The organism is Rickettsia endosymbiont of Culicoides newsteadi (assembly GCF_002259525.1).
Taxonomy (GTDB): Bacteria; Pseudomonadota; Alphaproteobacteria; order Rickettsiales; family Rickettsiaceae; genus Tisiphia.
Genome location: NZ_MWZE01000014.1, coordinates 1 through 20,709, shown reverse-complemented (window position 1 = coordinate 20,709; position 20,709 = coordinate 1). Strand labels below are relative to the sequence as shown.

Below are 20,709 nucleotides of genomic sequence, written 5' to 3'. Positions count from 1 at the left end.
CAAGTGAAAATGCCTTGTTCAAATTGGTTTTTTGTGCTATAAAACAGATTACAGCAAAGTGGAATATGCCAATCCCAGATTGGGCGGTAACCGTTTCCCAGCTAGATATTTTCTTCCCTGATAGGTTGAATTTTAGACTATGATATTCTATACTGACACAGCTCAGCGAACGTTCTCATAAATGCTTTTGTTCATATACTTTCTACACTAGTTGCCTATTCTCTTAAGAAAAATAAACCTTCCATAAATTGCAATTTCGACTTTCCTCTAAATTATAACCTTATCCCGAATTGACGTGAGTTGTGAAATTTTTCCCTTACTAGACATTGGTAGCAAATATTGCTCCAAATTCTTAGCTCCAAGATTTGACATAGTATTTAAATTTTGAATGCTAAAAGTAGCACAGCCACGAGAGGAGGTTTGTATACCGCCCTCTGGATATATATTAATCTCAGCATTAACTAAGTCAGCAATCTTTAACATATCCCACATATTATATAAATGCTCTTTCAGAGGAACAGAATCAATGCAGAATAACTTTGTAGTATCACCATCAGAATCTATCTGAAGAGCTGTGCAATGATTTCCCTTCAATTGTAAAATAAGATCGTAGTGGAAAGGCTGCTTAGAGTCAGCTTTTTGTTTCACTATGTTTACAACTTTGTCCATACTTGCTTGATCTTTAATTACCACTGGTTGATAATCTATGCCCTGTTTTGCTCGAGCATTGGATTTTGCTTGAAGTGCCAGAGCAGTTCCCTCTGTATGTAATCCTTCTCCACTGGATAGTATTTCCATTTGTTCTGTAGTAGGTGTCTTTTCCTTGTTGCTTCTTAAATCATCTATAATAGCAATTTTTTTTTTCCATTAATGCTATGCTTTTATCTAGACGGGTTTTTAATTCTTCGTAATCTAATATCTCTGGCATATATAATCCTTATAGTTAAGTGATGGTACAAAACAGGATTGCCACGTCGCCACTAAAGTAGCTCCTCGCAATGACGAGTTATAGACGTATAGGTCATTGCGAGACTACATAGTGGTCGTGGCAATCCATAAAATTTGGCATATTGCTTCAATGCTACTAAAGTAGCTCCTTGCAATGATGGAAAGCTATAAAATAATTTCTCAATTTATTTCTCTCTTGTAGTTATTAGCCTTAATTAATCGTCTTATTTCATTCCTCATAAAATAAATGATAACTAAAAATATACTATAAATAGTTATAATATAAAAGGCAGGAGCATAAAACAAGCCTGTTTCTTCAACAAGCCAACGCGAAATAACAGTAGAAGTGGCACCAAACATGGCAATACCCAAATTGTAACTAAAAGCTACCCCAGAAAATTTTTGTTCAGGAGAAAATAATACTATAATGACGCTATAGGCTGTTCCAGCTATTGCCCCACCAAGAATGCCCAAGATAGTCAGAGCAAAAATTTGTTGCCATATGGACGGTAATGACATAGATAATATAGTAGGTAAAATTAGTATTAAGACCGCTATACTTACTAAAACTAGCACTTTAAATTTTCCTATAATATCAGTTAATCCACCAAATAATGGCATAGATATCATTGATATAAAGTTGGCATATAATAAATAAATAAGAGCAGTTGTATTATCAAAATGCATAACATTGCGGTAATACACATTGATATAAGTTTTTATTAAATATATGATACTACTAGCAACTGCTCCAATACAAAATGTTAAAAACATTGCCTTCCAAGCTGTCCTGACTACGTTGATAAAAGGAGCTTTTAAAGTTTTTTTCTGTTCAGCTAACATTTTAAAAATGGGAGTCTCTGATATACGAAGGCGTAAATAAAAGCCAACCAACCCCAGAACTCCACCTAATAAAAATGCGAAACGCCAGGCAAAATCAAGATGATAAAAATATTGCTCAATAATAATTCCGACAAAAGCAGCAATTAATGTACCAGCAATATTTGAACCATTCACTAAACCCGCCGTAAAACCCGGACGTAAATTTTGATGATGCTCTAGAATAAAAATAGCCGCTCCAGCACCTTCACCACTAATACACAAACCTTGTAAGAGACGCATTATAATCAATATTATAGGTGCACAAATTCCTATACTAGAATAAGAAGGGATTAACCCTATAGTGAATGTGGGTATAGTCATACCAAGCATAGAAATAATCAAGGATATCCGCCTACCATATTTATCTGCAATATAACCAAAAAATATACCGCCTATTGGTCTAGTAACAAACCCCACCGCGAATACACAAAGACTTAACATTATTTGTATAAATTCTGAACTTTCAGAAAAAAACGTACGACCAATCATTAGTGAAAATATGGAGTATACTGTGAAATCGTAATATTCTAGTATATTTCCTAAAATTGCTGATAAAAAAACGGACTTAGGTTTACTCATCTAGATCTTATCAAATTAATTTAATTAAATCGGATTATAGACAACTTAACCAACTTATAAAGCGTAAAATAATTTTATTTTCTTATGATGATTTTTTTCCTAAAAAGTATCATTGCAGAAAGCTGCTTTAGTGGCGACTATCGAAAATTAGAAAGGGAAGTGGGTTTTAGACCGGATAGTTTAAAAGTCGTATGTGGTCAATGTTTATTAGCAAGGAAAATTTTAGGTTGACGAAATAACCCAGGAAAATAATTAGAAATAGATTGCTTCGACCATTACACGGTCTCGCAATGACAGATGACGTCATTGCGAGAAGGCATAAGCCGACGAAGCAATCCAATAAGTGTGGATTGCCACGACCACTATGTGGTCTCGCAATGACAGATAACGTCATTGCGAGAAGGCATAAGCCGACGAAGCAATCCATTTTTGCTCTTTTTATACTATAGAGTAGGGCGTAAGAGTACTAATTTTTGCCACTCATCTTCATCAATAATGTTAATCCCCAGCTCTTTAGCTTTCTTGAGTTTACTACCAGCATCGCTACCTGCCACTACTAAATCAGTGGTAGACGAAACGCTACTGGCTACTTTAGCTCCTAATTTTTCTGCCTGAGATTTGGCTTCTGCTCTTGAGAGAGTTAGTAATGATCCAGTAAATACCACAATCTTGCCAGATAATGCAGTTTTAGTTGTTTGTTGATTATGGTCTTGAATATTTAGAATTTTACTCAGTTGCTGAATAGTTTGTAAATTTTCTTTAATATCAAAAAAGTCGATAATATCTAGCAAAATCTTATCGCCTATTCCTTCCAGATCATTTAACCTTTGGTAAATTGGCTGTTCACCTTTTAACAAAGATTCCATAGCTGTTATGAAATCATTATAATTCTGAAATTCTCGAGCAAGTAATTTGGCGGTTTGTTCACCAATATGTCTGATTCCTAGGGAATAAATGAATCTATTTAGGGAAACGGTTTTGGCTTTGTCAATATTGGCAAATAGGTTTTCTACAGATTTTCGCCCCCATCCTACCATATTTTCAAGCTTGACTAAGTTTTTTTCATTATTATTTTGTAAATAAAAAATATCCACAGGATTTTCTATTAAAGATTTTTCCAGCAAAAATTCTATTTGCTTTTTCCCCAAACCATCTATATCTAAAGCATTTTTAGATGTAAAATGGCAAATTCGTTCATAATTTTGAGCAGGACAATTTAAACCATTATCGCAACGAATAATTATAGTTTCTTGATTATAATGTAACTGAGAGCCACAAGATGGGCAAAGCTTCGGCATATCGATTTTTAGCGATTCACTAGAGCGTTTGGTAAAATCTACAGCAGTAATTTGCGGTATGACATCACCGGCTCTCTGCAAAAATACATAATCATTGATTCGTATGTCTTTTCTGATAATTTCCTGATAATTATGTAAGGTAGCTCGTGATACCCTAACTCCACCAATAGAAAGCGGCTCTAACTCAGCAACTGGAGTTAATACACCGGTTCTACCTACTTGTAGAGTAATGTTAATTAGTTTAGTTTGACCAATAATCGCCGGAAATTTATGAGCAATAGCAAATCTTGGACTCCTTGCAATAAAGCCCATTCTTTGCTGCAAAGCAAAATCATTTAGCTTATATACAACACCATCAATTTCATAAGGTAATTCTTCTCTAGATGAATTCAAATATTCATAGAAAGATTTCATCTCATCTTCAGAACAAGCTAATTTCCCTATATTATTGACGATAAACCCTAACTCTTTTAACTTATCTAATAAAATATCTTGAGAATCAGCTATTTTGCTACTGCTACTCCCCACAGCATAGACAAAATATTGTAGGGGTCTAGTTGCCGTAACGTTTGAATCTAACTGTCTTAATGACCCAGCAGCCGCGTTACGCGGATTGGCAAATTTATCTTTTTTGGATAATTCTTGAGCTTGATTTAATAATAGAAAATCCTGCTTATTAATGTAAACCTCTCCTCTTACTTCTAAAATTGCTGATGTCGCAACTATTGCATGAGGAAAATTCTTGATAGTCTTGATATTTTCCGTTATATCTTCCCCAATCAAGCCATCACCCCTTGTTGCAGCCCTTGTAAGTATCCCATTCTCATAGGTAGCAGAAAAAGACAAACCATCTATTTTAGGTTCACAAAAAATAGCCGGAAAACCATCAAGTCGTAGAAAATTCTTTATTCTATTGATAAATTCTGATACATCTTCACTATCAAAGGCATTACTAAGCGAAAACATCGGATGGATATGTGTTACTTTCGAAAATTTCTCTGCTACAGAACTACCAATTTGTTTAGTTGGGCTATTTTCTAGTATCAGATGAGGAAATTTTTTTTCAAGTTCAAGATTTAAATTAAATAATTGATCATACTCAGCATCAGAAATTAGGGGAGCATCCTCTTGGTGATAGGCTTTATTATATTCTTCTATCTTATTTGCTAGTTGTTTTAATAAATCTTTTGCCTCTAATTCAGAAAGCTGTTCAATATTAGTGGGAATATCTTGCATATAGTAGTTGTTTAAATTGATTTATATATATAGTCAATTGATGAGAAGTTGGTGATGTCGTCGCTCCTAGCCCAAAATTCTCCTGAATTGAATATAATTTATGGATTGCTTCGTCGGCTTACGCCCTCTCGCAATGACCTTTGGAGTACATATGAGTCATTGCGAGCGAATGTATGTGAGCGTGGCAATCCATCATTTCCACCCACTATTGTCATTCTCGCGTAAGCGGGAATCTAGTATAGATACATGCTTTCGTAGGGATGACACTAAGTTGATCAGGTATATACATAAGGTGATTTAATTATATAAGTAGAGTTTAAAAAATAAAAACTGTAAAATTGTTAGATGTATAGCATAGATATATAAAGCATTATGACTGATAATCCGTAAATTTACAGCAATTTTCTGCTCAAAATTTCTTGCGACCATAAATATATATCCTAAAACCCCGAATATAATGACTATAAATACGTAAATATACGAAAACTGAAAAATAGATATGGTATGCATTATGGACAAAATTATAGATATTGCAATGGTAAGCCTGAGATTACCTAGATCATGCTTAGCAATATAGCCAAGTAGCATGATAGCCATAGATAAGGTTCCGTAATCAATAAGGAACCAACTACAGAACCAAAGAGAGCCAAGGAAAACAACATGACAATAGCCTTTATAGAAAAAATTATTTAAGCTATTACGAAAATAATAAAGATAGCATTGTCCTAAAAAAATAGGGATAAGTATATTAGTTACAGTAAATTCCCTAAATAATATGGTAGTAAAAATATATAGCAGAACTCCAACTACCAAAATTCTAATTTTTGGTTTTGTATGAAAATTATAGCCAGCAAAAAAGCAAAAAATCGGCATAGTAGTACGACCAATAACTCGCATTATTTCGTACTCAGGAAAAAAATATAACCCCAAATGATCTATTACCATAGTTATCATGGCTATAGTCTTCAAAAAATCTTGATAATTAGACTCAGTTTTCATCATTAATACATTTCTTTGGATAAAGCTTAAAACAAAAAACCATTAGAAAAAACGTTGCTATTCCAACTATAATTGTTGCTGCTAGCATAAAAGCTTTTACTAATAAGAATTCGGCATAATAATATTGGGCATAATAATGTTTAATTACCCAAATTACTAGTGTCATTATTATGCAGCTTAATAAAATCTTGCCACAAAATGAGTATAATTTTGTATCAATAAAAGAAAGACCATATTTCTTTGTGTGTACGTATAACAACCAAACATTATACCAAGCGGTAATAGAACAGGCAAGAGCTATACCAAGATGACCAAATTGCCTCATCATAACAATATTTAATATAGTATTCACTGTAAGGGAATATAAGGTTATTTTTAAAGGAGTTTTCGTATCATGATTAGCATAAAAAATCGGCATTAAAATTTTGGCTAGTATAAAAGCTGGTAACCCAAGGGAAAAAGCAGAAATAGCCTCAGCAGTTTTAATGGTATCAGCATAAGTAAAAGCCCCCCGCTGATATATTATATGAATGATTGGTTCTGATAGCACAATAATACCAAAGGTAGCTGGTAAAGATAATAACAGCCCAACTTTAATAGCATTATTTTGGATTTTTGCTGCTTTCTCTAAGTCATTTATTTGGTAGGTTTTCGATAATTCTGGTAATAATATAGTACCAAAAGTCACCCCTATTATTGATAAAGGAAATTGGTATATTCTATCTGCATAAGATAATATTGAAATTGCCCCTTCGATGAAGCTAGCTATTGATTGCGAGATAAATAAGCTAAGCTGCTGAAATCCTGAGCTAACAACCGCCGGTCCCATATTGGACAAAAACTTTTTGACATCTCTATTATATGGATCAAAAACTAGTGGAAACGATAAACCAACTCTAATGACACAATAAAACATAAAAATGATTTGTAATAAGCCAGCAATCACCAGAGATAAACTAATCGATATAGGGGCAGATATACGTTCTTGTAATGCTACCGTTGTAATAATCACAAGAATATTTAAAATAATCGGAGAAAAAGCAAAAGCTGCGAACCTCTTTACTGAATTTAGAATACCCCCAAGCATCGCCGCTATCGAAATAAAAACCAAATATGGCATAGTGATACGGCACAGAGCAATTGTTAAATTAAATTTCTCTGGATATCCATGAAAACCAGGAGCAATAATAAACATTAAGGAAGGCATCATAAGTTGCATTAGTACTACTACCATTACTAAAGTAATTAGTAAAATAGTAAATATAACGCCGGTGAAATGGCGTGCCGCCTCACGAGATTCTATGATTTTTGTATTAAAAATAGGGACAAAAACGACTGATAAAGCCCCCTCGCCAAAAATACGCCTAAATAGGTTGGGTAATTTAAAAGCAACATTAACACTATCAGCAACACTACCAGCTCCAAATAATGAAGCGACAAATAATTCTCTAGCAAGACCAGATATACGAGAAATTAAGGTAAATAAAGCTATTATAATTCCAGAACGAAATAATGTATATCCCTCGCCTTTCATTTGTTATTCCAATTTTGAGTATATGCAACTATATCAAAGCTAACTCTTTGCCCTTGATATACCTGTATCAATTAACCCTTTAGCTTTTTGAGCGTTTTCCCAGCCAATTACCTTCACCCATTTACCTTTTTCTATATCTTTATAATGTTCAAAGAAATGTACTATTCGTTGTCTTAACATTGGGCAAAGATCATCTAAATCTTTTATTGAATCAAAAGTAATATCTAGCTTAGAGCTAGGTACCGCAATAATTTTTTCATCCAATCCAGATTCATCTTCCATCATTAAAACTCCAATGGGGCGTGATCTAATTACGCAACCAGGTACAACAGGATAATGTGCTATGACCAATACATCTACTGGGTCACCATCTTCTGACATAGTATGTGGGATAAATCCATAATTACCAGGGTAAAACATGGCAGTTTGCATGAATCTATCAACAAATAGTGTCCCTGATTTTTTATCAATCTCGTATTTTACCGGATTACTTTGCATTGGAATCTCGATAATTACATTTATCTCTTCAGAATTATTAGCTAGGGTAGTAATTTTTTCAACTAACATTATTTTATCCAATTAATAAATAATTCATTTTGCATTTTTGTAAGCAAACATTTACACAATGGGTAATATATGGCTTTATAAGCTGTTCGTCACTTACTATACCATTTTTATCAGACGCCACTAATAGTCCAGAAGCAAATTTTTCAAATATTTTTTCTTCAATCTGCTGGATAGAATTTGTACCATCTAATAATTCAATAATATATTTTTCATGTAACCTCAATGGAACAAAATGGTTAATCCGATTTGTCACAAACAAATTAGTTTCGCCTAATTTTTGAGCCTGATATCTTACAAAGTTACTTACTTTTGGTTTTGACGAAATATTATATATTGAAATAGGTTTTGTTGCAAATATTTGTACATATCCTTGTAGCACCAGTTGGATAATTACAGAATCTAATTCTTCTTTAAAATCTTTAAGCTGCAATTTTTCTAACTTTTTCATAGCCAATGTAGTAATTTGATCTAAAGTCAAAGGATTACCAATATTATCAGCATAGGTATAGAAAACTGCTTTCATTATAGGGGAAGACGTTGAAATATCAGGAGATTCTGAATTGCTACAGTAAAACCCCAATTCTACTGCATTACTAATATCTGCTTCATTTTCCGGTGTGGCTGGTCTGATATCAAGAGTAGTATGAAAGTCTGATAATTTACTTGGTTCAATTGCCCTATTGAGCCTGACATTATCGTGACATAGCAAAGTAGTTCTAAATTTACGATTACTAATAAAGTCCATATATTGTTCAGTTCTTACAATATCATTTATCGATTGTAATTTTTCTGCAGTCTTTTCCGGCAAATTACCGACAAACATTGCAGCAAGTGAAGAGTCTCCAAGATAATTTAAATTATGCTTTCTAGCGTTACTTATAAATTCTTGGAAGTAAAAAGCTATATTTTCTTCTCCAAGATATTCATGTAACAAATATGAATTAGATAAATTTTTAAGAGCGTTAGTTTCATGGTGTAAAAACTTAGAATAATGAGTCTCTTTTTCTTTTAGAGAATCACTAACAAAATCTAATAATAATTTAGCTTGTTGTAGTTTATCATGCTTATCAGTAAAGATAGCACTATGAAACATCATCATATCTCTAATAGTTTTTTGCATATTCCAGCCTGGTAGAGTATTATAGCTGATAAAGGCAATACCGTTAGGACTTAATAATTTACTAGATATGGCAAAAATCTTTTCACGAACCTCGTCCGGTACCCAAGAGATTACCCCATGACAGATTATATAATCAAATTTACCAAATGATTCATCAATATCCAATATCGATAAGTGTTTTAGCTCGATATTCTTTAGACCTAAACTATTTACTACTTTTAGTCCATTATCAATTTGTGTTTTTGACAAATCAATACCTAAAGAATAAGATTGTGGGTAACTTTCAGCAAAATTGATCATATTACCGCCTTCACCGCAACCAATATCAAGTATCCTAGCATTCTCTACCATAGGAGGTTGCATGCCAAATACTAGACCTATAGTTCTTAAATGCTCCGGTCTTGTATAAGTAAAAGGAAAGCTTTCGTAAGGAAAATCATCATAGTTAATATTATTTGTTTGCTTCTCTGCTAAACTATTAGGATTGCTTTTTTGACCCATAATTTGTTCCAACTAAATTAATATTAAAATAATGATTCTTAGTTGATTTAGTGCTTTTAAGCAAGATGTTTTTATATTATTTTAGGATAGATAATTAATTAGTTGTCTTCATGGAGTAATGCTAATCGGGTTAGCTATAGGTTTTGTAAATAAAATTTAAAATTAAATTTTTTTTGATGCTATTTCTTCTTGATATTTTTATAGTATCTCCTATATTTAGGGTTTGTTTTTTGTGCAAGTGAGCCTTTTTACATCAATTTGGGATAAGAATAATTGTTTTTATTCACAATTTGCAGTGTGTTAAAAGCGGGTGTAGCTCAGGGGTAGAGCGCTACCTTGCCAAGGTCGAAGTCGAGGGTTCGAATCCCTTCACCCGCTCCAGTACAAAAATTGTCCTAATTAGTAATACATATTCTCTCTACGGAGACGACACTAATAATATGTCTGGAATAGAGTTAAATAAAATTGCTGCTTCTATTTTATTAGCCAGTTTAATTGCAATGATGGTAGGGTTTATAACAGATATTCTGTATAAGCCAGTTTTACATCCTGAATCTCGAGGCTACAAAGTAGAAGTAACAGAAGATTCGCCTAATGGATCTGATGCGAACGCGATTGCGGAAGCACCAGTGAATATAGAGGAATTAATGAAAACTGCTAATGCTGAGGCTGGAAGGGAAATAGCAAAAAAATGCTTAATGTGCCATTCCTTTGACAATAGTAAAGCTAATAAGGTTGGACCATATTTATGGAATATCGTTGGGACGGAAAAAGCTAAAGCAGAGAATTATAAATATTCAACTGCTCTATCTAGCAAAGGTGGGATATGGGATGAAGAAAGTTTATTTCATTTCCTGCATAAGCCTAACCAATATATACCAGGTACAAAAATGTCTTTTGCTGGTTTAAATAAACCTCAAGATATTGCTAATGTTATAATGTTTTTAAAGACATTTGTGCATGACTAGTAGACTGGTCGGAAATAACTAAAGTAATTCTTAGTCATTGATAAGAAGTTGGTGACTATCGTCTGAGCTGTGCCATCTATCAATCCCTAAAAGTAAGTATCAGACTATATTACTCTGTATGATGTTCTTCAGAGCCATTACCCAATAAATGGGGATGATTATCAGAAGATGACTCGCCCTCGGAAGATATCTTTTTAAGCTCATTAAATGAATAAATGCTATTACTGATTAAATCAAATTCTGCTGCCATTTTAGCTTTAGCTTCTTCTATCATTTTAGTTTTTGCTAGTTTAGTTTCTTCTGCTATTTTAGTTTTTGCTAGTTTAAATTCAGCTTCTACTGCCATTTTAGCTTTTGCTATTTCATCTTTTGCTGCCATTTTAGCTTCTGCAAATTCAGCTTCTGCTATTCTTTTAGCTTCTTCTGTTCTTTGAACTTCTGCTATTTTAGCTTTTGCTCTTTCAACTTCTGTAGTAATAAATTCTTTATTGCGAAACATATAAATATTCTATTAATTGTTACTAAGTTATTCTAACCCGCTATACGTTTTTTAGTAGCTTTTACATAATTTTTTGGAGTGACTATCGGCTGAGCTTTGCCATCTATCACATCTTTTGAAATATGTACGTGCATTTTTTTCAAATTGGTAACATTATACATACTGTCAAGTAGAAGTGTTTCGATTATAGAACGGAGTCCCCTAGCACCGGTTTTTCGTGTTAGTGCTTTTTCGGCTATTGCTTCTAAAGCATCATTATCAATTGATAGTTCGACATCGTCTAACTCAAATAATTTATGATATTGTTTGATAACAGCATTCTTTGGTTGGGTTAGAATTGCCACTAAGGATGCTTTATCTAAGTCATCTAAAGTTGCTACTACTGGAAGCCTACCAATAAATTCGGGAATTAATCCAAATTTTACTAAATCTTCAATTTCTAATGATTTTAGTGTTTCACTGTGGTTTCTTTCTTGTTTTGACTGGACATTTGCTGCAAAACCAATTGAACTTTGAGCGGTACGAGCATTAATGATAGTATCTATTCCCATGAAAGCCCCGCCACATATAAATAAAATATTGGAAGTATCTACTTGCACAAAATCTTGCTGCGGATGTTTTCTTCCTCCTTGTGGTGGTACAGATGCAACAGTTCCTTCCATGATTTTAAGTAACGCTTGTTGAACTCCTTCTCCTGAGACGTCTCTTGTTATAGAAGGGTTTTCGGATTTTCTAGCGATTTTATCTACTTCATCTATATAAACAATGCCTCGTTGGGCTTTAGCTATATTAAAATCAGCTGCTTGTAATAATCTTAGCAAGATATTTTCAACGTCTTCACCAACATAACCAGCTTCGGTTAAAGAAGTGGCGTCTGCCATAGTAAAAGGTACATCAAGAATTTTTGCTAAGGTTTGTGCCAAAAGAGTTTTTCCTGAGCCAGTAGAGCCAATAACCAGGATATTTGATTTATTTAATTCGACATCATTATTACCTGATTCGATATATTCTAATCGTTTATAGTGATTATATACCGCGACTGATAAGACTTTTTTTGCTTGATCCTGACCAATTACGTAATCATTAAGAGTAGAAAAAATCTTTTGTGGTGTTGGGATTGAAGATGAAATTTTCTTAAGTGCTACTTTAGTTTCTTCTTTTATAATATCAAGACAAAGTTCAATACATTCATTACAAATGAATACTGTTGGTCCAGCAATTAATTTTATTACTTCATATTGATTTTTACCACAAAAAGAACAGTTTAATTCTTTTCTTTCGACTTCACCACTTGTCATAATTCTGCTTCTTTAATTTGTGATTTTAATATTATCTTATGTAAGTATAAATATAGATAAGTTATTTAGCTAAGTCTAATATATTTTCAAAATTACCTATATATTATAAAAAAGGATTTTCTTTAGGTTATAGTCAACTCAGGAGAATTGGGTAGCAGGAGCGATAAGCAACGCCTATAAGCACCTCAATGACATTGTTGTAAAAAGTTTAATTTTGCAATATCTTCATTAATAGACTAAGTTCTTCTCGGAATTCTATATCAATCTCACATAATTCTTCTACCTTTTTGATAGCATGCATTATTGTAGTATGATCTTTTTTGCCAAATTTCTTACCGATATCAGTCAGGCTTTTTGGCGTTAATGTTTTACTCAAATACATAGCTACTTGTCTTGGTCTAGCTATTGAGCGAATACGCCTAGGAGAAGACATATCAGAAAATTTAATATTATAACGATCAGCTACTTTTCTTTGAATATCCTCAATGGTGATAATTTTCTCATTGGAACGTAGCAAATCACGCAAGATATTTTGGGTATTTTCTAAAGTTATTTCCCTACCAACTAAGGTAGAATGAGCGATAACTTTATTAAGAGCTCCCTCTAACTCTCTGACATTTGATGTTATTTTAGCTGCTAAAAATTCCACAACATTTTTAGGTATATGGATATTCATTTGTTCAAGTTTAGATTCTAAGATTCCTAATCTTAGTTCATAAGTAGTACTGTGGACATCGGCAACCAATCCCCAACCAAGTCTGGATTTAATTCGATCTTCGATATTATCTAAATCTGACGGGGAACGGTCACACGATATAACCATTTGACGATTATTATCAATCAAAGCATTGAAAGTATGAAAAAACTCTTCTTGGGTGCTATCTTTACCTGATATAAATTGAATATCATCGATCATTAATACGTCAACTGAACGAAATTCTTCTTTAAAAGACATAACATCTTTATTACGGAGTGCCTTGATGAATTGATACATAAACTTTTCTGCCGACATGTAAATTACCTTACGAGTCGGATTATTATGTTTTATATACCAAGCAATGGCATGCATTAAGTGTGTTTTGCCAAGACCGACTCCTCCATATAAAAATAAAGGGTTAGATTCAGCTACGGCTCCTTCCGACTCAGCAACTGCTCTAGATGCTGCATAGGCTAATTCATTTGGTCCACCCACCACAAAATTTTCAAAAGTAAATCGTAAGTCTAAGGCTGAAAAAATGCCTTCGGAATTGCTATCCATTCCTTCTTTTATTGATGGAACTTTTGCTAAATATTCAGGTATATTTTGGTTTTGCTCTGATAATTCTTTAGTAATGATCTCAATTGATTTGATATCTTTATCATAGGACTGCCAAGATTGCAATATAGCCCTTGCATACCTAGATTCCACCCAATCTCGAATAAAATTTGTTGGGGTAGAAAGTATAACAGTATTAGTAGCAGCTTCTAAAAAGTTAATCTTACTGAACCAGCTTTTATATAAGGCATCGCCGTAATGTTTATTAAGGTCAGAGCAAACTTGTTGCCAAATATCTCTATGATAAGTCACTTCCTTTGCTATAGTCAATTGATTATGGTTAGTATTCACAGAATTTGCCATGGTAAATTATTTTGTTTCCAACCAGCTCCATTAGTTCCTCCTTCAAAACCATCAATTATATTATAGCACTCTTTATAACCTAGAGTACTAGCAAATTGTGCAGCTTCATAGGATCTACCCCCGGAGCGACAAAGGAATAATAGTGTATGTTTATTACTGATTTTCGACATCAACTGGTTCTTAAATTCGTTATTTAGTGACATATTAGGCAATAAACGCCAACTAATAAAAATTATTTTATCTTTATCAAGCTTTGGAATGCCTACTTGTTGCCATTCTTCACCAGTCCTAACATCAATTATCATGTTGTTATTATCTATTTCTAGCAACTTATAAGCTTTTAAGGAAGATATATTTTTAATGCTCATAAAGTTTAGCGTTTCTTTGATATATTAAATTAACCTAAATTAGTGTCGAATAAGCACCAATTGTGCCGTCATTGCGAGGAGGCGTAAGCCTCCGAAGCAATCCATTAAATCGTTTTTTTGGATTGCTTCGTCGCCCACTAAAGTGGCTCCTCGCAATGACGCTGATGCTAAATACCAATCGGATTTATAACGTTACCAATTCAAGTTAATTCACTATAATATTAAATATTATTGGATAAAGAAGATTTGGAGCAATTAAGTTCTAGCACCATTTTATACAGTTTACATTTTATTTTATATTTGGTAATTGTCAAACTATCTGAATTATATTATGATGTTTTTTTTGTAATATTGTAAATATGGATTATTTTAACAAAACATCTTTAACCAAAAAATTGTTATATCAAAGCAAAAATCGTGGTTGCAAAGAAATTGGCTTAATATTGGGTAAATTTGCTGAAAAATTTCTTGCTAACATGGATGCAGCTAATTTAGCAGATTTTGCTTTAATACTTAACCAAAATGACATAGATATTTATGATTGGATTACCAGTAAAACTGCTCCTCCTTCTCACTTAAACTCAAAAGTAATGTTACAAATACTTAGTTTTGATATTAACAACATAGAAGCTTAGTAAATAATGATACAACAACCACTTCCGCTCAGTGCAAAAAGTTTTTTTGCTAGTGAGTATTTATCAAATAAACATTTATCAAATAAACGTACCAAGAATATTTTACTTATCTTTGCCAGTGAAGATGATGCAATCAATAGCCATAAACAATTATTATTTATGGCACAAAATATTAAAACTAGCAACATATTATATTTCCCTAGTCTTGATACTATACCATATGATCGTATTTCGCCAAATCAAAATATTTTATCAGAAAGAGCGAATATATTGAGTTACTTGGCAAGTAATAACGATACAAAATTGGTAGTGACTAGTGCTATAAATTTACTAACAAAATTACCTCCTGCAGAGTTATTGGTTAAGTCTTTTTTAAGATTACATAATAAAATGCAGCTCTCAGCCGATAAATTAGCGGAATTCTTGGTACATAATAGTTTTACTAGGAGTAGCAGTAGTATTGATAGTGGTGAATTTTCGGTAAGAGGAGAGATAGTAGATATAGTCTTGCCTGGTTCTAAAGCTTATCGTATTAATTTTAGTTGGGATCACATAGAGTCAATAAAAGAATTTGATATTGATAGTCAGATTTCTACTAATAATTGCACAGAGCTAATACTTAATTCTGCTAGTGAGGTGATATTAAATCCAGAAACAATAAAGAATTTTAGAGATAATTATTTAAAAGTTTTTGGAGTTAATTATGTCAATACCCCTTTATATGAATCAGTGATTGAGGGGAAAAAATTCCAAGGATATGAACATTTATCTCCTTTATTTTATAATTCTTTCAGTAGCCTAATTAATTACTTGGATGATCCTGTTATTATTTACGATAATTTATCGTTGCAATCAATTATTGAGCAGGAAAATAATTATACGGATCTTTATAGATCGCGGATTGAGTCTAACAAAATAAAATTAAATACCTTTTATCCTGCATTGCCTCCCGAACAAGTTTATTTTACCAGCCAGGAAATACAAAAGTTCTTGGAACAGGATAATAATATTTTAATTACACCAGAAGATTCGTCTTATGCCCATTCATTAGAAAAAATTACGGTAACTAGTTTTATGGAGGATAAGACAGTTTTTAATAAGCTATTCGAAATTATAGAAAATAATAAAAATAAAATACCGATTATTTTTTGTCATTCTAAAAGTAATTTAGAAAGATTTAAAAGCCTAATAGATAGTTACTCACGAAAATATATCGAGATAGACAATTTACAACAAGCAAAAATTGCAGTTATAAATCTTGCCTATGTTCAACTTAGCCAAGGGTTTTATAGTGATAAATATTTGTTTATTGCCGCTCATGATATTCTAGGAAAAAGTGCGGTGAATTTTCGTCAGCAAGGTGCTAAACGTAAGCTCAAAAACATTTTAATGGAATTAGATAATTTAACTGAAGGAGAGCTAATTGTTCATAAGGATCATGGTATTGGTCAGTTTCTTAACGTTGAAACACTAGATGTTAAAGGCAAAGCTCATGATTTCCTAAAAATTCTATATGAGAATAATGATAAATTATATATTCCTGTTGAAAATATAGAACTAATTAAAAAATATGGCAGTGGTGAAGCACAGCTTGCCAAATTGGGTAGTAGTGCATGGCAAAGAAGTAAAGCCAAGCTTAAAAACCGTATTACAGAAATTGCTGAACAATTATTAAAGATAGCTGCGAAGAGAAAGTTAACTGTAGCAAATCCAATAGAATTTGATCATACAGAGTATGAGCAATTTTGTCATAGATTTAAATATACTGAAACTGAAGATCAATTAAATGCCATAAACGACATTAAAAAAGATTTTGACTCTGGTATTTTAATGGATAGATTAATTTGCGGAGATGTTGGTTTTGGGAAAACCGAAGTAGCTATACGAGCAACCTTTATGGTAGCAAAATCAATTACGATGACTTCTCAAGTAGCGATCATCGTACCAACTACTATTCTAGGTAAGCAGCATTATTTAAGGTTTGTTAAAAGATTTAAAGATTTTGGTTTAAATATAGTACAATTATCCAGTCTGGTTAGCAATAAAGATGCTAAAATTATTAAAGAACAAATCAAAAATGGTACAGCTAATATAATAATTGGCACGCATGCTTTATTAAGTAAAAATATAGAATTTAATAATCTCCGATTATTAATAATTGATGAAGAACAACATTTTGGTGTTGCTCAAAAAGAATATTTAAAGAGTCTCAGAGCTACAATGCATGTTCTATCTCTTTCAGCAACACCAATTCCTCGTACAATGCAAATGTCAATGGTTGGTCTTAAAGATCTTAGCATCATTGCCACCCCGCCAATGGATAGGTTAGAAGTTCGAACAACAGTGATGCCATTTGACCAAGTAATTATCAGAGATGCTTTACTTAGAGAACGTTTCCGTGGTGGTAGAAGCTTCTATGTGGTACCTAGAATTAAGGATATTCCAGATATAGAGAGATATTTACAAATAATTGTGCCAGAATTAAAGTATAAAGTTGCTCATGGTCAGATGCCAGCTGGCAAAATAGATGAGATTATGGGTGAATTTTGTGATGGTAAGTTTGATATACTAGTTTCTACTACAATAATTGAGTCCGGTATAGATATTGCCGAAGCTAATACGATGATTATTCATAAATCTGATACTCTTGGTCTAAGTCAGTTATATCAGCTCAGGGGGAGGATAGGGCGAAGTAAATTCAGAGGTTATGCCTATCTAACCTTAGCAAATTATAAAAAGATGACTGCCCATTCAATAAAACGTCTAGAAATAATGCAGAGTAGCTGCACTCTTGGTTCCGGGTTTACTATTGCTAGCCATGATATGGATTTACGTGGTTTTGGTAATTTAGTAGGGGAGGAACAATCAGGCCAGATTAAAGAAGTAGGGGTAGAGCTTTATCAGGAAATGTTAGATGAACAAATAGCAATTTTTAAGGGTGAAGTTACTGAAAATCCAAAATCTTTTGTTCCGACAATTAATTTGGGGTTACCTGTTTTCATTCCCGATAATTATATTGCAGATTCTTCTCTTAAACTAAGTTTGTATAGACGAATTGGCAATTTAACTGACGATACAGATATTGAAAATTTTAAGGATGAAATGGTTGATCGTTTTGGTCCTATTCCATTAGAGTTTAATAATCTACTTGATATAGTGAAAATAAAACATAAATGCAGTAAACTTAATATTGAAAATTTAGACTCTGGTGAACGAGGATTTGTTTTAAAATTTTACAAAGAAGCGGATATAGCTGGTAAGGTTATGAATTTTGTTATAAAACATCCTCAGCAAACCAAAATAAAACCGGATACTAAATTAATATTTAGCAAAATATTGGTAGGAAAGGATATTATAGAAGAAACAAATAGTTTGTTAGAACAATTATTAGCAGCGTGAGCAAAATTAAAAAACAATATATATGTACAAATTGTGGTAATAGTACGTCAAAATGGACAGGGCAATGTTTTGATTGTGGCTTATGGGGAGGGATTGAAGAAGAGATAATTAGTCAAACGCAAGTTAAGTTAGGTAATAAACAAGAAATACAAAAGCTGGATGGGGTGGTAGTGGATTCGTTACGTATCCCTACACCTATAAAGGAATTAAATAGGGTGTTGGGAGGCGGGTTGGTATGCTCTTCTGCAATTTTAATTGGCGGTGACCCTGGAATTGGGAAATCAACTTTATTATTACACTTAGTGGCAACCTCCTCTTGTGTTACAATGAAGTGCTGTCTGTATGTAACTGGAGAGGAATCTATTGACCAAATAAAACTCCGAGCTTTAAGACTAGGACTTACTAATAAAACAACCTCCATCTTAGCCGCCACTAGCATTGAAGATATTATCTCAACTATTGATGCCGATAAGAACAATATTGATTTGGTAGTGATTGATTCAATTCAAACGATGGTAACTCGTACATTATCATCGCCCCCTGGTACTATTTCCCAGATTCGTGCCTGTGCTAATGAATTAGTTAACTATGCTAAACATAATAATATTATTATTTTGCTTAGTTGTCATGTGACAAAAGATGGGCAATTAGCTGGTCCTAAGTTACTTGAGCATCTCGTTGATACCGTACTATATTTTGAGGGTGATCATAATAGTCATTTTCGGATTTTACGGTCTATTAAAAATAGGTTTGGTGGAGTAGGAGAAATTGGTGTTTTTGAAATGACTGCTAGCGGTCTTATTGAAGTCTCTAGCCCTTCTGAACTATTTCTGATGAAAAGAGACAAAAACGTTAGCGGTACAACAGTATTTGCTGGAATCGAAGGATCAAGACCTTTATTAATCGAAATTCAAGCATTAATTGCTCCGTCAAATATACCAATGCCAAGACGTTCAGTTGTAGGCTGGGATTTGAATAGGCTAGCAATGATAATAGCTGTATTAAATGTACGATTTGGTCTTAATTTATCTTCTCATGAGGTATATTTGAGTGTTGCTGGCGGGCTTAAAATTTCAGACCCAGCTTCAGACTTAGCTGTTGCAGCTGCTTTAATTTCTGCTGCAAAAAATAAAGCTGTGCCAGAACATAGTATTTTCTTTGGAGAAATTGGTTTATCTGGCGAAATAAGGAAAGTAACTGCAGCAGAAGTCAGAATAAAAGAAGCAACAAAATTAGGATTCAATAAATTAATTTGCTCCAAACTTGAAAAACTGAGTAGTAACCTAATTTGTCCAATTGGTAATCTAAAAGAATTAAAGGAGTTAATATAATTAAAATTCAGAGTAGGGGGGATGTCTATGGTTAATTTAGATATAGTTAATTCACTCATCTTACGCATAAACCCCATGACAATTCAAAAATTCCAGAAAAGTGTAAGAGGTCATTGCGAGCGAACGTAGGTGGTTGTGAGCCATAACAATTTTTATTCTATAAGTATTAAACAGCATAAAAACGTCATTGCGAGAAGGCGTGAGCCTACGAAGCAATCCATATAGTCTTGATGTATCTATACTAATTCTCATGGATTGCTTCGTCGCTACTAAAGTAGCTCCTCGCAATGACGTTTTTACCCTGTCATTCCCTTGTAGGCGGGAATCTAGACCCCTGCTTTCGCAGGGGTGACGCTAAATCGAGCAGGGATGACAATTTATGCATTGCTTCATCGATCTACGGTCTTTCTCGCAATGACGACAGTTTATTATGGCTAAATGCTATTCGGGTTGCTCTAAATTCTCACTTTCCCAACAAATAAAAAAATAACCAATATCACAAAAATAATGAAAACAGCTATTAGTGGAGCATAAAAATCTGCTATACTTGTATAGTTAGCTAGGAGGTGTCCCTACGTAGGCAGGAGCCTAGATTCCGCCTACGCGGGAATGATGGTATGGACGAGTGAAGCGAAATATGCTTTACTTGTACGGAGTCAGCTGAAAAATAGTTTTCAGCTGCTCCAAATTAAATAATAATTTAATTAATAGGTCCATACCATGATAAATAATAGCATAAAAAATACTATAATAGGAATAGATTTAGCAAAAAATAGTATGCACTTGGTGCAAGTCGATCAAAATGGCAAAAAAATAGGTTACCAAAAAGTTACAAGAGATGAGTTAATAGCCTATTTAAGCAATCTCGATAAAAGTTCATTGGTAGCTATGGAGGCATGTGGAGGAGCTAATTATTGGTCACAGGAAAT

At 33.1% G+C, this 20,709-nt stretch carries 15 protein-coding genes, 1 tRNA gene and 3 pseudogenes; 8 read left to right on the top strand and 11 right to left on the bottom strand.

What is annotated here, in order from left to right:
- Positions 1-143, top strand: a pseudogene (locus RiCNE_RS08545) (IS256 family transposase); the annotation flags it as partial.
- Between the two features lie 31 nt (positions 144-174).
- A pseudogene (locus tag RiCNE_RS08540) lies at positions 175-294 on the top strand (IS982 family transposase); the annotation flags it as partial.
- Here RiCNE_RS08540 and RiCNE_RS02075 read toward each other — a convergent pair.
- The 7 genes from RiCNE_RS02075 to RiCNE_RS02045 all read right to left on the bottom strand — a co-directional run bounded on the left by RiCNE_RS02075 (position 268) and on the right by RiCNE_RS02045 (position 9,664).
- A complete protein-coding gene (locus RiCNE_RS02075; RefSeq protein WP_094648973.1) occupies positions 268-798 on the bottom strand; it encodes a hypothetical protein in 531 nt (176 codons plus the stop codon). The pseudogene RiCNE_RS08540 and the gene RiCNE_RS02075 overlap by 27 nt on opposite strands.
- 330 nt (positions 799-1,128) lie before the next feature.
- Positions 1,129-2,409: an MFS transporter gene (locus RiCNE_RS02070; RefSeq protein WP_094648972.1), complete on the bottom strand. Its 1,281-nt coding sequence runs from the start codon at positions 2,407-2,409 to the stop codon at positions 1,129-1,131.
- 443 nt (positions 2,410-2,852) lie between these two features.
- Positions 2,853-4,943 carry an NAD-dependent DNA ligase LigA gene (gene ligA / locus RiCNE_RS02065; protein ID WP_094648971.1) on the bottom strand — a complete coding sequence of 697 codons (2,091 nt, stop codon included), beginning with the start codon at positions 4,941-4,943 and terminating at the stop codon, positions 2,853-2,855.
- 297 nt (positions 4,944-5,240) lie between these two features.
- The gene (locus RiCNE_RS02060; protein WP_094648970.1) at positions 5,241-5,945 is read right to left on the bottom strand and encodes a TraX family protein; all 705 of its coding nucleotides are present in this window, start codon (positions 5,943-5,945) and stop codon (positions 5,241-5,243) included.
- Entirely contained in the window at positions 5,932-7,476 is a 1,545-nt protein-coding gene (gene murJ / locus RiCNE_RS02055; RefSeq protein WP_094648969.1) for a murein biosynthesis integral membrane protein MurJ, read from the bottom strand. Before murJ ends, RiCNE_RS02060 begins: the two co-directional genes overlap by 14 nt.
- A 39-nt stretch (positions 7,477-7,515) precedes the next feature.
- A complete protein-coding gene (gene ppa / locus RiCNE_RS02050) occupies positions 7,516-8,043 on the bottom strand; it encodes an inorganic diphosphatase (protein WP_094648968.1) in 528 nt (175 codons plus the stop codon).
- 4 nt (positions 8,044-8,047) lie between these two features.
- Positions 8,048-9,664, bottom strand: a complete 1,617-nt coding sequence (locus RiCNE_RS02045) for a methyltransferase regulatory domain-containing protein (RefSeq protein WP_094648967.1) — start codon at positions 9,662-9,664, stop codon at positions 8,048-8,050.
- Positions 9,665-9,970: 306 nt separating this feature from the next.
- Here RiCNE_RS02045 and RiCNE_RS02040 point away from each other — a divergent pair.
- Both RiCNE_RS02040 and RiCNE_RS02035 read left to right on the top strand, forming a co-directional pair.
- Positions 9,971-10,045 (top strand) — tRNA-Gly (locus RiCNE_RS02040).
- A 59-nt stretch (positions 10,046-10,104) separates the two neighbouring features.
- The gene (locus RiCNE_RS02035) at positions 10,105-10,632 is read left to right on the top strand and encodes a c-type cytochrome (RefSeq protein ID WP_094648966.1); all 528 of its coding nucleotides are present in this window, start codon (positions 10,105-10,107) and stop codon (positions 10,630-10,632) included.
- Between the two features lie 109 nt (positions 10,633-10,741).
- Here RiCNE_RS02035 and RiCNE_RS02030 read toward each other — a convergent pair whose 3' ends face one another.
- The 4 genes from RiCNE_RS02030 to RiCNE_RS02015 form a co-directional block, all read right to left on the bottom strand.
- Positions 10,742-11,131 (bottom strand): hypothetical protein, encoded by a 390-nt coding sequence (locus tag RiCNE_RS02030; RefSeq protein WP_094648965.1) that lies wholly within the window; start codon positions 11,129-11,131, stop codon positions 10,742-10,744.
- Between the two features lie 32 nt (positions 11,132-11,163).
- Positions 11,164-12,429 carry an ATP-dependent Clp protease ATP-binding subunit ClpX gene (clpX, locus tag RiCNE_RS02025; RefSeq protein WP_094648964.1) on the bottom strand — a complete coding sequence of 422 codons (1,266 nt, stop codon included), beginning with the start codon at positions 12,427-12,429 and terminating at the stop codon, positions 11,164-11,166.
- A gap of 208 nt (positions 12,430-12,637) precedes the next feature.
- A complete protein-coding gene (gene dnaA / locus RiCNE_RS02020; RefSeq protein ID WP_094648963.1) occupies positions 12,638-14,047 on the bottom strand; it encodes a chromosomal replication initiator protein DnaA in 1,410 nt (469 codons plus the stop codon).
- The gene (locus tag RiCNE_RS02015) at positions 14,032-14,415 is read right to left on the bottom strand and encodes a rhodanese-like domain-containing protein (protein ID WP_094648962.1); all 384 of its coding nucleotides are present in this window, start codon (positions 14,413-14,415) and stop codon (positions 14,032-14,034) included. Before RiCNE_RS02015 ends, dnaA begins: the two co-directional genes overlap by 16 nt.
- A gap of 359 nt (positions 14,416-14,774) precedes the next feature.
- Between RiCNE_RS02015 and RiCNE_RS02010 the strand changes: the two genes are divergently transcribed.
- The 4 genes and pseudogenes from RiCNE_RS02010 to RiCNE_RS01995 form a co-directional block, all read left to right on the top strand.
- The gene (locus RiCNE_RS02010) at positions 14,775-15,050 is read left to right on the top strand and encodes a succinate dehydrogenase assembly factor 2 (RefSeq protein WP_094648961.1); all 276 of its coding nucleotides are present in this window, start codon (positions 14,775-14,777) and stop codon (positions 15,048-15,050) included.
- A gap of 6 nt (positions 15,051-15,056) precedes the next feature.
- Positions 15,057-18,449, top strand: a complete 3,393-nt coding sequence (mfd, locus tag RiCNE_RS02005; RefSeq protein WP_094648960.1) for a transcription-repair coupling factor — start codon at positions 15,057-15,059, stop codon at positions 18,447-18,449.
- On the top strand, positions 18,446-19,780 hold the full coding sequence (gene radA / locus RiCNE_RS02000; protein ID WP_094648959.1) for a DNA repair protein RadA: 1,335 nt from the start codon (positions 18,446-18,448) through the stop codon (positions 19,778-19,780). Before mfd ends, radA begins: the two co-directional genes overlap by 4 nt.
- 720 nt (positions 19,781-20,500) lie before the next feature.
- Positions 20,501-20,709 (top strand): annotated as a pseudogene (locus RiCNE_RS01995) (IS110 family transposase); the annotation flags it as partial.

Excerpts from the sequence above, each read along its gene's own strand:
- RiCNE_RS02015 (WP_094648962.1), bottom strand. The coding sequence starts at position 14,415 with ATGAGCATTAAAAATATATCTTCCTTAAAAGCTTATAAGTTGCTAGAA.
- ppa (WP_094648968.1), bottom strand. The coding sequence starts at position 8,043 with ATGTTAGTTGAAAAAATTACTACCCTAGCTAATAATTCTGAAGAGATA.
- RiCNE_RS02035 (WP_094648966.1), top strand. The coding sequence starts at position 10,105 with ATGTCTGGAATAGAGTTAAATAAAATTGCTGCTTCTATTTTATTAGCC.
- dnaA (WP_094648963.1), bottom strand. The coding sequence starts at position 14,047 with ATGGCAAATTCTGTGAATACTAACCATAATCAATTGACTATAGCAAAG.
- ligA (WP_094648971.1), bottom strand. The coding sequence starts at position 4,943 with ATGCAAGATATTCCCACTAATATTGAACAGCTTTCTGAATTAGAGGCA.
- murJ (WP_094648969.1), bottom strand. The coding sequence starts at position 7,476 with ATGAAAGGCGAGGGATATACATTATTTCGTTCTGGAATTATAATAGCT.
- RiCNE_RS02075 (WP_094648973.1), bottom strand. The coding sequence starts at position 798 with ATGGAAATACTATCCAGTGGAGAAGGATTACATACAGAGGGAACTGCT.
- RiCNE_RS02045 (WP_094648967.1), bottom strand. The coding sequence starts at position 9,664 with ATGGGTCAAAAAAGCAATCCTAATAGTTTAGCAGAGAAGCAAACAAAT.
- mfd (WP_094648960.1), top strand. The coding sequence starts at position 15,057 with ATGATACAACAACCACTTCCGCTCAGTGCAAAAAGTTTTTTTGCTAGT.
- RiCNE_RS02060 (WP_094648970.1), bottom strand. The coding sequence starts at position 5,945 with ATGATGAAAACTGAGTCTAATTATCAAGATTTTTTGAAGACTATAGCC.
- RiCNE_RS02030 (WP_094648965.1), bottom strand. The coding sequence starts at position 11,131 with ATGTTTCGCAATAAAGAATTTATTACTACAGAAGTTGAAAGAGCAAAA.
- RiCNE_RS02010 (WP_094648961.1), top strand. The coding sequence starts at position 14,775 with ATGGATTATTTTAACAAAACATCTTTAACCAAAAAATTGTTATATCAA.
- clpX (WP_094648964.1), bottom strand. The coding sequence starts at position 12,429 with ATGACAAGTGGTGAAGTCGAAAGAAAAGAATTAAACTGTTCTTTTTGT.
- RiCNE_RS02070 (WP_094648972.1), bottom strand. The coding sequence starts at position 2,409 with ATGAGTAAACCTAAGTCCGTTTTTTTATCAGCAATTTTAGGAAATATA.